Below are 14,271 nucleotides of genomic sequence, written 5' to 3' on the forward strand. Positions count from 1 at the left end.
TACTAATGCTGGCAGGTAAAAATTTAGCAGACCCTGATGAGTCAATTTTTATTACCGATACAAAAGATCGTTCTAACGGAAGATGACTATTTTTTCATCATGATTTAATTGACTCCAATAATATTTCACCTCACCATTAGGTGTATCTTGGGAAAACCACGGTGAATATCGAGGTTCAATAGCAACATAAACTGAACCATACGATTTGTTCATTGGTATATTTATTTCATCCTTTGAAGAAGGTGGCAATTGTCTATGTATACCTAATGGCTCTGACACTCCGCACCCAACCAACAACATGCTCATCATGATAATAATTCCGTAAGAAATTTTCATATCACCTCCGACAAAGGACGACACACAAAATCAACATATTGAAAATGTTAATTTAATTATAAAAAATGCCCACATAAAATATTATTCATTAATTATGAATAAATTAGCACCATAGAATACGAGAAGAAAAAAATAGTCCCACGAGCGTAACCCACGCATAAACTTAATACATGAAATAAAAAAGATCATGCTGAGTTTATCTACAATCATTGTATTATTGATAGACGAACGCTTGGATAATAACAAGTAATTAATAAAAAATTATCATCAAGAAAACCAATTAGTATTTATATAGCTAATTTTTATACCTATTTTAAGTTATCTAACGAGTAAAAAAACTCAGAGGGTGAAATAGCGGTAGCCATTATATAGAACCTTGCGGATAAAAATGGACACAACAGCTGTTCGGATAGGTCAAACATCTCTACGATGTCTCAGAGAGAAAAAAATGGCGGTTTATGTCATCAGTGAAGAGACACAACCGCCATCATTATTTGTTAATTAATTTGTGACTTATAAACGATCTCACCTTTCGGTGCATAGGCTTCCGCATCCAGCGGAGAATGCTTCTCGATGTACTGCTTCAGCACTTCAGCGTCGACAAAACCGGTGTTCACATAGCTCGGCAGATTATCAAGGCGCGGATAACCATCGCCACCCATCGCATTAAAGTTCAGCGTTGCCATACGGTAAACTTTATCTGCCTGCAACGGCTCGCCTTTGATTTTCACGTTCTGCACGCCCTGCCCGTCTGCTGTCAGGCTGACGTTAAGGAATTGCGCATAGGCTCCAGAATCCACCTTTTTATTTGCCGCGACAGCCAGGTACTTCTCGACGTCGCTGCCTTTCATATCCACATAAACCAGCGTGTTGGCAAACGGTTGAACCTTCAGCACATCTTTATAGGTGATATCACCGGATTCAATTGAATCGCGTACACCGCCGCCGCTCATGATGGCAAAATCAGCCCCTGCACGCTCAAGCTGTGCAGACAGCAGCACATGCGCCAGATTGGTCTGACGGAAACGCACCTGATTGCGATCGCCTTCCAGCTTGCCTTTCACGCTACCGATCTTGATACCCAACTGTGCCTGCCCTTTTTCCTGGAACGGCGTCAGCATTTTCATGACGTCAGGATCTTGCGTGATTTCATGCGTATAGAAAACACGCTCAGTCTTGCCGTCTTTCTCTACCTTTTTCTTCAGGTTGATCGGAATCAGCTGGTAATGCTCAAGTTTCAATTCACCATTGCGGAATGTGAAATCGGCACGGCCGACATATTTACCCCACTCATGCGCCTGAACAATCCAGGTGCCGTTCTGACGATCGGGAGCACAAGGCGTACCCGGCACATAATCCACCTGCTTTTTATTTTCCTGCGCCATACAGACCGGATCCTGCGAGTGACCGCCGACAATCATGTCCAGATAACCAGCAGGCAGGCTACGCGCCATTTCCACATCGCCCGGCGCATTAGAACCGTGATTACCGTCGTCATAGTGCCCCATGTGCGTCGCGGCAATAATCACATCCGGCTTTTCGCTCTTACGCAATTGCTCAACAACCTGCTTTGCTTCCGTAGAAGGGTTACGGAATTCGATATCGGTAAAATACTCAGGATTGCCTAATTTGGCCGTATCGTCCGTTGTCAGGCCGATAACCGCGATTTTCACACCTTGCTTGTCGAACAGGGCATAAGGCTTAAATAAGCGCTGACTGGTGCTTTTTTGGTAGATATTGGCCGATAACAGCGGGAATTTCGCCCATTTCTCCTGCTGACGCAGGACAGACAGCGGATTATCGAATTCGTGGTTGCCGAGTGCCATTGCATCATAGCCGACCATGTTCATACCGCGGAAATCTGGCTCGGCATCCTGCAAATCAGACTCAGGCACACCGGTATTAATATCACCACCGGAAAGCAGCAGTACGCTGCCACCTTTACTCGCCACTTCCTGACGGATCTGATCAACCAGCGTTTTTTGTGCGGCCAATCCATATTCACCGTGATCGTTATGCCAGAAGTGGCCGTGATGGTCATTAGTATGCAAAATAGTGATGGCGTATGTTTTGTCTTTTTCCCAAGCCATTGACATTACAGGTGTTAGCGCGAGCGATACCGCCATCGCACATCCCAGAGCTTTTATTGAAAAGCGCATGATAAATCTCCGTTTATTTTAAAGACCCAGTGGAACCACTGAGAAATTCACCACACAAATTAGCACAGCAAGATGAACAATGCGCGAGGCGTATTCACGCTGTCCGCCAGCAATGTGCGATAGCCGACAAAATCAGATGAGGTATAGCAGAGAGAGTGATATCACGCTGGCTTGGCACTGTCGTCACGCCGTCACGAACTCTTGCTAATATGAATGCTTCATCGGAATAATCCAGCATCACACCGTTTATCCTCTGTTTTCCGGCGTTTTACGCCGGTGGATAAAATTATTCCGCTGAATACACAGGAAAGCAGTAAGGCATTACTGCCAATAACATCACGCTATCAGAATAATTACGCATGTTTATCAATGCTTATCGCGAGAAACCCTCCTTAAATCTGTGTTACACTATCTTTAACTGGAGAAACCGATATTTTTCATAAAATACCACTTTTATCCAAGCAACATTTCGCTATATGCAATAGAATTTGTGTATGCCCAGAACAATTGGCGTTGCAGCCAGACAGCAAACGAACGAATCCCAATACGCTTTTCGGTACATAATAAAAGTAATAAGGGTACGTAAGCGCTGCTAACCACGCTGTAACTTCAAGGCAAGAAGGGTAAATCCGCTCAATGACGTTTCACCTATGGCACAAGGAGTTGGGATGCATGCTGCAACACCGCTAATTTCTACTATCGCTGGGGGGCTGGTTCTTGCCTTCCTCCTTGGTATTCTGGCGCACCGCCTGCGTATCTCTCCCCTTGTTGGGTACCTTGCCGCAGGTGTTCTTGTCGGTCCTTTTACCCCCGGCTTTGTCGCCGATGCCTCACTGGCATCAGAACTCGCTGAACTTGGTGTTATCCTGCTGATGTTTGGCGTTGGTCTGCACTTCTCGCTGAAAGATCTCATGGCGGTAAAGTCCATCGCCATTCCCGGTGCGATAGCCCAGATTGCCGTGGCAACGCTACTTGGAATGGGGTTATCCACCATGCTGGGTTGGAGCCTGGCGAGCGGCCTGGTTTTCGGCCTTTGCCTCTCAACCGCCAGTACCGTAGTGCTACTACGCGCGTTGGAAGAACGACAGCTTATTGATAGCCAGCGTGGCCAAATCGCCATCGGCTGGCTAATTGTAGAAGATCTGGCGATGGTTCTTACGCTGGTTCTGCTACCGGCCTTCGGCGACATGATCGGCGCTGAGCATGCCGACACCAGCAAACTGCTGACCGATTTAGCCTGGACTATCGGTAAAGTGATTGCGTTTATTACCCTGATGATTGTCGTTGGTCGCCGTCTGGTACCGTGGGTATTAGCAAAAAGCGCCAGCACCGGCTCACGCGAGCTTTTCACGCTGGCGGTGTTAGCTATGGCACTCGGCATCGCCTTTGGCGCGGTGAAACTGTTTGATGTCTCCTTTGCACTGGGCGCATTCTTCGCCGGTGTGGTATTGAACGAATCTGAACTCAGCCAGCGTGCGGCGCACGATACACTGCCGCTGCGCGATGCCTTCGCCGTACTGTTCTTCGTTTCCGTCGGTATGCTGTTTGATCCGATGATCCTGCTGAACGACCCGATTTCCGTGCTGATCACGCTGGCGATTATCGTGTTCGGTAAGTCAGCCGCCGCCTTCGTGCTGGTTCGACTCTTTGGTCACTCCAAACGAACAGCATTAACGATTTCCGCCAGTCTGGCGCAGATCGGTGAATTTGCCTTTATTTTGGCTGGGCTCGGCATTGTGTTGGGGCTGCTGTCCGAAGAAGGGCGGAATCTGGTGCTGGCCGGGGCCATTCTCTCCATCATGATAAACCCGCTGCTGTTTACGCTGCTTGAGCGCTATCTGGCGAAGCATGAAACCATCGAAGAGCAGATCGTAGAAGAAGCCATTGAGGAAGAGAAACAGATTCCTGTCGATATGTGCAACCATGCGCTGCTGGTTGGCTATGGCCGTGTTGGTAGCCTGATTGGTGCCAAACTGCATCAGGCTGGGATTCCCATCGTTGTGATTGAGAATTCACGTACGCGTGTTGATGCACTACGTGAACAGGGAATTAAAGCCGTATTGGGCAATGCGACCAAGCCAGAGATCATGGATATTGCGCGTCTGGACTGCGCCCGTTGGCTATTGCTGACCATTCCGAACGGCTATGAGGCGGGGGAAATTGTCGCGGCAGCCCGTGAGAAACGCGCCGATCTGGAGATTATCGCCCGCGCGCACTATGACGATGAAGTCAGCTACATTACCGAGCACGGTGCCAACGAAGTGGTAATGGGTGAGCGGGAAATCGCCAACAGCATGATCACGCTGCTGAAGCTGGATGAGATCCCTCCTGCACCTCAGGCGTGCCCTATCTAAATAGCTACACGTTAGAGACAAAAATGGCGGGCAAATATAAGCCCGCCATTTTTTTACGCTGTGCGCCATGCCTTCAAACATCGCCAGACAAGGCAACCTCGTCCCTACTCTGCTTTACTCACTAACTGTTCCAGCAGATCGATGTGCAGCGGATCGTCATTAAGCGCAGGAATATAGTGGAAAGCCTCTCCGCCTGCATGCAGGAAGATCTCACGGTTCTGTTCCTGAATCTCTTCCAACGTTTCCAGACAGTCCGCGGCAAAACCGGGACACATAATCTGAATGTGTTTGATTCCCTGCGCGGGCAGCCCCTGCATGGTTTCATCCGTATAGGGTGTCAGCCAGGGTTCACGGCCAAAACGCGACTGGAAGGTCATCATTATTTTGCCTTCCGGCAGCCCCAGCGCGGCAATCAGTGCCTCTGTAGTCGCCCGACAGCGTTGTGGATAGTCATCCCCTTCATTGGCATACCGCACGGGGATGCCGTGATAGGAGATCACTAATCTGTCGGGTTCGCCGTGTTCAGCAAAAGACTGCTCAACACGGTGCTTCAACGCCGCAATATAAGCAGGATGTTCGGCATAATCACGGATAAAGCGAATTGCAGGCAGTTGACGATTATCACGCAGCTGCGCGGCTAACCCATCCCACACGGCTGCAGTTGTTGAGCAGGAATACTGCGGATACATCGGCAAGACAACCAACTGCGTGACACCCTGCGCCAGTAACTTATCCAGCGCCGAACGCAGACTGGGTGAACCATAGCTCATCCCCAGCTCAACGGGCGTTTCCGGCATGCGCGCAGCCAGTGCCTGCTGCTGCCGACGGCTAATCACCAACAGCGGCGATCCCCCTTCCATCCAGACCGACTGATAGAGCTTCGCCACTCGCGGTGAGCGGGTCGGCAGGATGATGCCGCGCAGTAGCGGCCACCATAGTAGACGCGGCGTATCCACTACACGTCGGTCGCTTAGAAACTCCGCCAGATAACGCCTTACCGCCTGCGGCGTCGGGGCATCGGGCGTCCCTAAGTTCACCATCAGCACGCCGTATTTCTCTTGTTTCATCGCCGTCTTCCTTTTATGGAGAAGCAGGCTTTCTCTCAGCCCGCCAGTGCGTAACATCAAATTCCCATACTCTAAATAATTCGAGTTGCAGGCAGGCGGCAACCGCACGAATCCCCAGGAGCTTACTCAAGTAAGTGACTGGGGTGAGCAAGGGAAGCCAACGAACATGCAGCTTGAAGTATGACGGGTATATTGTAGCGAAAAAAAGCTAAACAAATACGGGTAGATAGCAGGGATAACGCCGATGCTATCAATAGAGGAAACAAAGCAAACGAGGATTTCAGAACGAAAAAATGCCAGACGATCGTCTGGCATTCAGATGTTTGGGTATGATTCGTGTAGAAAAATTAGCCCAGAATGGTTTCCAGTTCTGCGCGAACTTCTTCCACTTTACGCGTGCCTTCCACTTTGAAATAGCGCGTGTTGCCTGCTTCCGCTTCTTTCTGGTAGTAGGAAACCAGTGGGGCAGTCTGCTGATGGTACTCAACCAGACGTTTACGTACAGTATCTTCCTGATCGTCTTTACGAATAGTCAGATCTTCGCCCGTCACGTCGTCTTTGCCTTCAACTTTAGGCGGATTGAATTTTACATGATAGACACGACCGGACGCCGCATGAACGCGACGGCCAATGATACGATCGATGATCAGTTCGTCAGGAACTGCAAATTCGATAACGTAGTCCACATTGATGCCTGCATCTTTCATCGCATCAGCTTGTGGAATGGTGCGTGGGAAACCATCCAGCAGAAAACCGTTACGGCAATCCTCCTGGGCGATGCGCTCTTTAACCAGAGCAATGACCAGTTCATCAGTGACCAGTTTACCTGCGTCCATGATTTCTTTAGCCTGCTTGCCCAATTCAGTACCCGCTTTTACCGCTGCACGCAGCATGTCACCCGTGGAAATCTGCGGAATACCGTATTTCTCCATGATGAATTGAGCCTGAGTACCTTTGCCTGCGCCCGGAGCGCCCAGCAGAATAATACGCATCGCGTAAATCCCCTTGCTATGTAATATTTATAAAATAAATTTGAAAAACGCTAAACCATACCATTCCAGACGCTTATGCTCAAGGAACGGGCTCGCTTCAGCAACGCGCAGGCAGATGAAAAAAAGCAAGATACCTAAAAATACGGTTTGCCGTCTGCCCAATGTTGCCATTCAGTGTAGACGAAGAAACGCCCAATAACGGAAGGAAACGTAAAATCAGGGGGAAGACCCCGGTTAACACCGGGGTCTGGAGGGTATCACTATCAGGCACTTAACAGCTGATTCATACGGCGGATGAACAGGTTCGGATCGTCCAGCGTACCGCGTTCGGCGAGCAGAGCCTGATCCAGCAGCAGCTCGACCCACTCGCCAAACTCCGCCTCATCAGAAACGTCCGCCGCACGTTTAATGAGCGCGTGCTCCGGGTTCAGTTCAAAAATGTACTTCACTTCCGGTGCTTGCTGGCCCGCCGCTGCGAACAATTTCGCCATCTGCGTACTCATCTCGTCCGCATCCGTTACGACAATCGCAGGCGTATCGGTCAAACGGTAGGTGAAACGCACATCTTTAACGCGCTCACCCAGCAGGGTTTTCACACGCTCAACAAACGGCTCCAGCGCTTTCTGTGCTTCTTTCTGCGCATCGTTTTCTTCATCAGCCAGTTTATCCAGCGTATCATCCGCTTTGCTGACTGACTGGAAGGATTTACCGTCGAATTCGGTCAGGTAGCTCATCATCCACTCGTCAATACGCTCGGACAACAGCAATACCTCAATGCCTTTCTTACGGAACAGCTCCAGATGTGGGCTGCTCTTTGCCGCCGCATAGCTGTCTGCGGTGATGTAGTAGATCTTGTCCTGACCTTCCACCATCCGGCTAACGTAGTCTTCCAGCGATACCGTCTGTGCGGAGCTGTCGGATTGCGTGGTGGCAAAGCGCAGCAGTTTCGCGATCGCTTCGCGGTTGCTGCCGTCTTCCGCCGGGCCTTCTTTCAGCACCAGACCAAACTGTTGCCAGAACGTCTGGTATTTTTCCGCGTCGTCTTTCGCCAGTTTATCCAGCATTTGCAGCACGCGTTTAGTCAGTGCATTACGCAGGTTCTGCGTCACACGGCTGTCCTGCAAAATCTCACGGGAAACGTTCAACGGCAGATCGTTGGAATCAATCAGGCCACGCACAAAACGCAGGTAGTTCGGCATGAACTGCTCGGCATCATCCATAATAAAGACGCGCTGAACGTACAGTTTCAAGCCATGTTTATGATCGCGGTTCCACATATCCCACGGCGCACGCGCTGGGATGTACAGCAGGCTGGTGTATTCCTGCTTACCTTCCACACGGTTGTGGCTCCAGCTCAGCGGATCGGTAAAGTCGTGGGAGATATGTTTATAAAACTCGTTGTACTCTTCATCGCTGACTTCTGATTTGCTGCGCGTCCACAGGGCCTGTGCCTTGTTAATTTTTTCCCAGCTAACGGTGGACTCACCGCCTTCTTCTTCGCTTTCCGTCTGGGCTTCAATTTCTACTGGCAACGCGATATGGTCGGAATATTTACTGATGACAGAGCGCACACGCCAGTCATCCAGGAACTCGTCTTCACCTTCACGCAGATGCAGAGTAATTTCCGTACCGCGATCGTCTTTGGTAATGTCAGCGATGGTGTAGTCACCTTCGCCGGCAGATTCCCAGTACACGCCCTGATCGGCATTCGCACCCGCGGCACGGGTACGCACAGTCACTTTATCCGCCACGATGAAGGCGGAGTAGAAACCCACGCCGAACTGGCCAATCAGTTGGCTATCTTTAACCTGATCGGACCCCATAGATTCCAGAAAAGCCTTGGTGCCGGATTTCGCAATCGTACCCAGATTATCAATAACTTCGTCACGGCTCATGCCGATACCGTTGTCAGAAATCGTCAGTGTACGTTTTTCTTTATCCGTAGACACCCGCACGCGCAGGTCGCCATCGCCCGCATACAGTTCAGGTGCGGACAGCGCACGAAAACGTAATTTGTCTGCGGCATCGGAGGCGTTGGAGATCAATTCACGCAGAAAGATTTCTTTGTTGGAATAGAGCGAATGGATCATCAAATGCAGGAGTTGCTTAACTTCGGACTGGAACCCGCGAGTTTCTTGGCCTTTCATACTCATTGTTGCTTACCTCAATCCTAATATTATTCAGGCTGATTAAACTGACGATAAGTAGCAAGTGGGGATAAACCAAGGTGATTTCAAGGGGTAAATTTCAGCGAAAAAAGAAAACGGTGAGAGGAAAGAGGAAAACAAGACTGCGGCTGCCAGATAATGATACTGGCAGCCGACAGATTAAAACCGGAAAGGCTGACGACCTGCAAGCGAATGGGAAAGTGTGGTGCCATCGACCATTTCCAGCTCACCGCCAACGGGAACACCGTGTGCAATGCGGCTGGCCATCACGCCGTGTTGTGCGCACAGTTCAGCGATATAGTTTGCCGTCGCATCGCCTTCTACCGTCGGGTTAGTCGCCAGAATCACTTCGCTTATCGACTCCACCTGCAGGCGCTCTTCCAGCCGCCCCAAACCGATATCGTCCGGGCCAATGCCATCCAGCGGCGACAAATGCCCCATCAGTACAAAGTACCGACCAGCAAACTGCCCCGTCTGTTCAATGGCGTGAATATCAGCCGGGCTTTCTACCACGCAAATCTGTCCGTTTTGCTGACGGCGCGGATTCGAGCAAATCGCACAAACGTCCTGCTCGGTGAATGTCCGACAATCGCTACAGTGACCGATTTCGGACATCGCCCGCGTCAACGCCTGCGCCAGACGCATACCGCCACTGCGGTTACGTTGCAGCAGTTGAAACGCCATGCGCTGCGCCGACTTGGGCCCAACGCCCGGCAGGCAGCGCAGCGCTTCCATCAATGACTCAAGAAGCGGACTGGTCTGCATCAGAACGGCATCTTGAAGCCCGGCGGCAGTTGCATACCGCTGGAAACCGCTGCCATTTTCTCTTTCTGCGTTTCCGCGATACGACGAGCGGCATCGTTGAACGCTGCAGCGATCAGATCTTCCAGCATCTCTTTATCGTCTTCCATCAGGCTTGGATCGATCTCAACACGGCGGCAGTTATGCGCACCGTTGATTGTAATTTTCACCAGACCTGCACCCGATTCGCCCGTGACTTCCAGATTCGCCACTTCTTCCTGCATCTGCTGCATTTTTTCCTGCATCTGCTGGGCTTGCTTCATCAGGTTGCCAATTCCACCTTTACCAAACATAGTTTTCTCTCTATCACGTCGGGCTGCGTACTCGCAGCGGTTAAACAGGGCGGATACTTTCTTCGTCCAGTTCCGCATCAAAGAAACGCCGCAGCGTTTGAATCGTTGTATCGGCCAAAATGGACTGACGCGCCTGCGCCAGCTTCTCTTCATAGATGGCCTGACGCCACTCCAGCGGCGTCCGCACCGCCGGATTGTCGTCTTCAGTAATCAGTAATTCTATAGGATGCCCGTAGTGAGCCGTCAATGCGTCCGCCAGCGTCTTTTGTGCCGCAGGCGAATTCAAATGCCGTTGGGATGAACGCAGATGCAAATGGACTTTGCCCGCCTCTTCGCTCTCTTTAAACGCATTGAGTGCCAGCTGTTGTACCAGCTTTGGCAGCGTCAGGCGATGGATTTCCGCCGCCCAGGCATCTCGTTCCAGTGACTCTTCCGCCAGCCGTGCTGCCAGCTCCGGCGTTTTTTCGTGTTCTAATGCCGAACGCAGCGCTTTTGGCGTTGCGACGTCGACCTTCTCTTCTTCGACTTTATTCTGCGCCCGCCAACGATACGCTTCCGGCTTTTTGGGCTCGGAGGGAGATGTTTTCGCGTTTTGCCGTTGAATGCTGCGCTCAGTCACAGAAGCTAATCGCTCCAGCGCTGAGGTTGCCGGCCGCGTGTTGTCAGACGCTGCCGGATCAGCCTTTTTTGGTGGCGTACTCCCCTGTTTTCGCAGGAGCTGGCTGCGAGCTTGTAACAGCTGAGAAGTCGCATCAGGCAGCTCGCTCTCACCATATTGATCCGCAGAACCCGCTGAAGCAGGCATTTCCCCTAACGGCGGCGCATACGCAGAGGCATCCAGCGGTGGTTCAGGAGAATAAGATGGCGGCTGCACGTTTTCATGCGGCTCACTGCTTGGCTGAATTGGCGCACGAACCGTCGCCGATGCTCTAGTACCGGGCTGCTGTACAAGAGGCTGAATAGACGGCGCACGCGCAACCTGAGCAGGCGCCGCGCTTACGGGTGCCACAGGTTCAGCGATAATCTGACTGGGATGAAACGCCAGCGCTCTCAGTAGCGTCATTTCAACGCCCATCCGACGATCGGGCGCAAAAGGCAATTCTTTGCGACCAATGAGCATCGTCTGATAGTAAAGCTGAACGTCCGCTGGTGGCAGCGCACGCGCCAGCTCTCGCATGCGGGCTTCAACCGCAGCGTAATCATCACCCAGCGCAGCGGGCAATAGTTGAACCATCGCAATGCGGTGTAACAGCGTCTGGGTTTCGACCAACAGCGATTCCCAGTCCACACCCCGCGCCGCGACCTGATCTAAGAGCGACATGGCCTGTGCGCCATCACCTTTCGCCAGCGCTTCAATGAGTGCCAACGGCTGCTCATCGTCCAGCGTACCTAGCATTTGGCTGACGGAAGCGGTCGTAACCTGACCTTGCCCCATGGCAATGGCCTGATCGGTCAGACTCAGCGCATCGCGCAAGCTCCCATCGGCAGCACGTGCCAGAAGCTGTAGCGCACGCGGCTCACTGACGAGATTTTCTGCCTGTAATACCTGCTCCAGATGCGCGCGAATCTGTTCGACATCCAGCGCTTTGAGATGAAATTGCAGACAGCGCGACAGAATGGTCACCGGCAGTTTTTGCGGATCGGTGGTCGCCAGCAGGAATTTGACGTGCGGAGGCGGCTCTTCCAACGTTTTCAGCAGCGCATTAAAGCTGTGGCGCGATAGCATGTGTACTTCGTCGATCAAATACACCTTGAATCGCCCACGCGCAGGAGCGTACTGCACATTATCCAGCAGATCGCGCGTGTCCTCGACTTTCGTGCGAGACGCGGCATCGATTTCGATCAAATCGACAAAGCGGCCCTGCTCGATTTCGCGGCAGTTATCACACTGACCACAGGGTGTTGCCGTCACGCCCTGTTCGCAATTCAGCCCTTTTGCCAACAAACGGGCAATCGACGTCTTCCCAACACCGCGGGTGCCGGAAAACAAATACGCGTGATGAATTCTGCCTAGGGAAAGGCCGTTAGCCAACGCGGTCAGGACATGTTCCTGACCGACAACATGGGTAAAGGTTTGGGGACGCCACTTACGGGCAAGAACCTGATAGCTCATCAATACCGCAACAGTCGAGTTATTGAGGCGATCATGCTAACACAGCCACGCCGCTATCGGCGAGACTGTTATGATTAATGTCCGGGGAAGTCAACCAGGCTATAGCAGGTGACGCCCATCTCGGTCAGACGCTGCTCGCCGCCCAGATCGAACAAATTGATGATAAACGCGGCATCATTGACCGAACCACCCAGACGACGGATCAATTTCACCGTGGCCTCAAGCGTACCGCCAGTTGCCAACAGATCGTCGATCACCAGCACGTTGTCGCCAGCGGAGATCGCATCTGCATGAATTTCCAGCGTATCTGAACCGTATTCCAGTTCATAGCTTTCACTGATAGTCGGGCGTGGCAGCTTGCCCGGTTTACGCACGGGAACAAAACCCACGCCCAGCGCCAACGCAACCGGAGCGCCAAACAGGAAACCACGCGCTTCCGTACCAACAACCTTCGTCACACCAGTGTTGCGGTAACGGTTTGCCAGCATCTCAATACTGGCTGCATAGGCCACAGGATCTTCCAGCAGGCTGGTGACATCACGGAACAGTATGCCCGGCTTCGGATAATCGGGGATGCTTTTGATACTGTTTTTAATTAATTCTGCCTGCTGCTGCGCTGTTACGGTCATCATAGTTGTGCCTGATAAAACGTTCTGAACATACAAATGCCGGTCACCACAAGGCTTTCATCATCGCATGAGGTGATGAAGAGGCATTATGACAAAGAGGAAAATGGCGACCCGCGCACGAAAACGGTCAAATTTAGTCAAAGTGACGGGCAAATGCAACTATCCGCACTCTGGGTGCATATTTTTTGTATTCCCGTCACAGAGGTCGCCGCTTACGCTATCTTTTCGGATCTGCGCCCTGCGTTTGTTGTTCTGGATCAATCACGGGTAAACGAAGCATGAAGGTCAGCAAAATAGCCAAAATGACCAACAACAAAATCCTGACCCAGACGAGCTTAACCAGCCAGAGCGACAGCGCGAACGTTAACAGAATCATGGTGACTGCCTTCCATTTTGCCCCCGGCGGCAACGCCCGATATTGCTGCCAATGGCGCAGATAGCTGCCAAACCAGGAGCGGTACAGCAGCCAGTCATGGAAACGCGGGGACGAGCGGGCAAAACACCAGGCGGCCAGTAGCAAGAAAGGCGTTGTCGGTAATAAAGGCAACACGACGCCCAACGTTGCCAGCACAACGGAAACCCACCCCACTATCATCAGCAACACGCGATACATATTCACCTTTATACTTTGTTCACGACCACTATGCGTTGTCTACTCAATAAGCTTTGTCTACGACAATATCCATCACACTTTATCACCACCTTGCCCGATGAATTAGTTAAGATATCCTCATGCAGTGTATTAAAGCGACACAGACTCACTCTGCCGATCTACCACGCGCCGACTCGCTGAATCATCAGCCTTACCGTAAGGGAAAAAAGTGAACACGCATCGATTGCTGCAGGCACTTGAACAACAAATTAACACGCTGGCGAAAGAGCTTGAACCGCTGGCGGATAAAGCCGTGCCACAATCGCGCTTTGATCGTCAGCTTTTTAGCAGCTACGGCACCCGGCTACGTGACTATCGCGCCGAAGTTGAACAAAACCTACAGGCGATAAAGCAGTTAGTTGCAGAACAGCGCACCGATCGCGTGGCATTTCTGGCTGAAAAGCTAGTCAGCCAGATAGCCGCCTTGCAGCGTGAGCTGGCAACGCAGTCATTACGCAGGCAGGAGAAAAATGCCGCTCCACAGCCGGAAGATGTGTATCACAAACTGGCGGAACATCAGGATTATGAACGCCGTTTACTTTCCATGATTCAGGATAGAGAAAGCCTGCTCACCACGCAGACGCTCTTCAGCGAACAACAACGATTACAGAAAGAGCTGGCGGCGCTGGAAGGACGGCTGTCACGCTGCCGTCAGGCGCTGTCGCGTCTGGAGCGTCAGATAGAACGCCGGGAACAAGGACTATAGC

The 14,271-nt window shown here is 51.5% G+C and carries 12 protein-coding genes; 2 read left to right on the forward strand and 10 right to left on the reverse strand.

The window, feature by feature from the left end:
• Positions 1-72: 72 nt before the first annotated feature.
• Entirely contained in the window at positions 73-336 is a 264-nt protein-coding gene (locus Q3A88_RS06145) for a hypothetical protein (protein ID WP_317177593.1), read from the reverse strand.
• Positions 337-833: 497 nt separating this feature from the next.
• Positions 834-2,495 (reverse strand): bifunctional UDP-sugar hydrolase/5'-nucleotidase UshA, encoded by a 1,662-nt coding sequence (ushA, locus tag Q3A88_RS06150; protein ID WP_317177594.1) that lies wholly within the window; start codon positions 2,493-2,495, stop codon positions 834-836.
• A 668-nt stretch (positions 2,496-3,163) separates the two neighbouring features.
• Between ushA and ybaL the strand changes: the two genes are divergently transcribed.
• Positions 3,164-4,849, forward strand: a complete 1,686-nt coding sequence (ybaL, locus tag Q3A88_RS06155; RefSeq protein WP_110163769.1) for a YbaL family putative K(+) efflux transporter — start codon at positions 3,164-3,166, stop codon at positions 4,847-4,849.
• Between the two features lie 104 nt (positions 4,850-4,953).
• On the opposite strand, the gene hemH is transcribed toward ybaL, so the two are convergent.
• From hemH to Q3A88_RS06195, 8 genes are all read right to left on the reverse strand, one after another.
• On the reverse strand, positions 4,954-5,916 hold the full coding sequence (hemH, locus tag Q3A88_RS06160) for a ferrochelatase (RefSeq protein WP_039284255.1): 963 nt from the start codon (positions 5,914-5,916) through the stop codon (positions 4,954-4,956).
• A gap of 347 nt (positions 5,917-6,263) precedes the next feature.
• Positions 6,264-6,908 (reverse strand): adenylate kinase, encoded by a 645-nt coding sequence (gene adk, locus Q3A88_RS06165; protein WP_010286252.1) that lies wholly within the window; start codon positions 6,906-6,908, stop codon positions 6,264-6,266.
• Between the two features lie 263 nt (positions 6,909-7,171).
• The gene (gene htpG, locus Q3A88_RS06170; protein ID WP_180774649.1) at positions 7,172-9,055 is read right to left on the reverse strand and encodes a molecular chaperone HtpG; all 1,884 of its coding nucleotides are present in this window, start codon (positions 9,053-9,055) and stop codon (positions 7,172-7,174) included.
• A gap of 180 nt (positions 9,056-9,235) precedes the next feature.
• The gene (gene recR / locus Q3A88_RS06175) at positions 9,236-9,841 is read right to left on the reverse strand and encodes a recombination mediator RecR (RefSeq protein WP_014914551.1); all 606 of its coding nucleotides are present in this window, start codon (positions 9,839-9,841) and stop codon (positions 9,236-9,238) included.
• Positions 9,841-10,170 (reverse strand): YbaB/EbfC family nucleoid-associated protein, encoded by a 330-nt coding sequence (locus Q3A88_RS06180; protein WP_010286242.1) that lies wholly within the window; start codon positions 10,168-10,170, stop codon positions 9,841-9,843. The genes recR and Q3A88_RS06180 overlap by 1 nt, the downstream gene beginning before the upstream one ends.
• 40 nt (positions 10,171-10,210) lie before the next feature.
• Positions 10,211-12,283 (reverse strand): DNA polymerase III subunit gamma/tau, encoded by a 2,073-nt coding sequence (gene dnaX, locus Q3A88_RS06185; RefSeq protein WP_110163773.1) that lies wholly within the window; start codon positions 12,281-12,283, stop codon positions 10,211-10,213.
• Positions 12,284-12,357: 74 nt separating this feature from the next.
• The gene (gene apt, locus Q3A88_RS06190) at positions 12,358-12,912 is read right to left on the reverse strand and encodes an adenine phosphoribosyltransferase (protein ID WP_010286238.1); all 555 of its coding nucleotides are present in this window, start codon (positions 12,910-12,912) and stop codon (positions 12,358-12,360) included.
• 217 nt (positions 12,913-13,129) lie between these two features.
• Complete coding sequence (locus tag Q3A88_RS06195) at positions 13,130-13,525, reverse strand: DUF454 family protein (protein WP_317177595.1); 396 nt, start codon at positions 13,523-13,525, stop codon at positions 13,130-13,132.
• 208 nt (positions 13,526-13,733) lie between these two features.
• Here Q3A88_RS06195 and priC point away from each other — a divergent pair, with 208 nt between their 5' ends.
• The gene (priC, locus tag Q3A88_RS06200) at positions 13,734-14,270 is read left to right on the forward strand and encodes a primosomal replication protein PriC (protein WP_233991085.1); all 537 of its coding nucleotides are present in this window, start codon (positions 13,734-13,736) and stop codon (positions 14,268-14,270) included.
• Position 14,271: the final 1 nt, after the last annotated feature.

This window comes from Pectobacterium sp. HCp5_1 (assembly GCF_032905925.1).
Classification (GTDB): Bacteria; Pseudomonadota; Gammaproteobacteria; order Enterobacterales; family Enterobacteriaceae; genus Pectobacterium; species Pectobacterium brasiliense_A.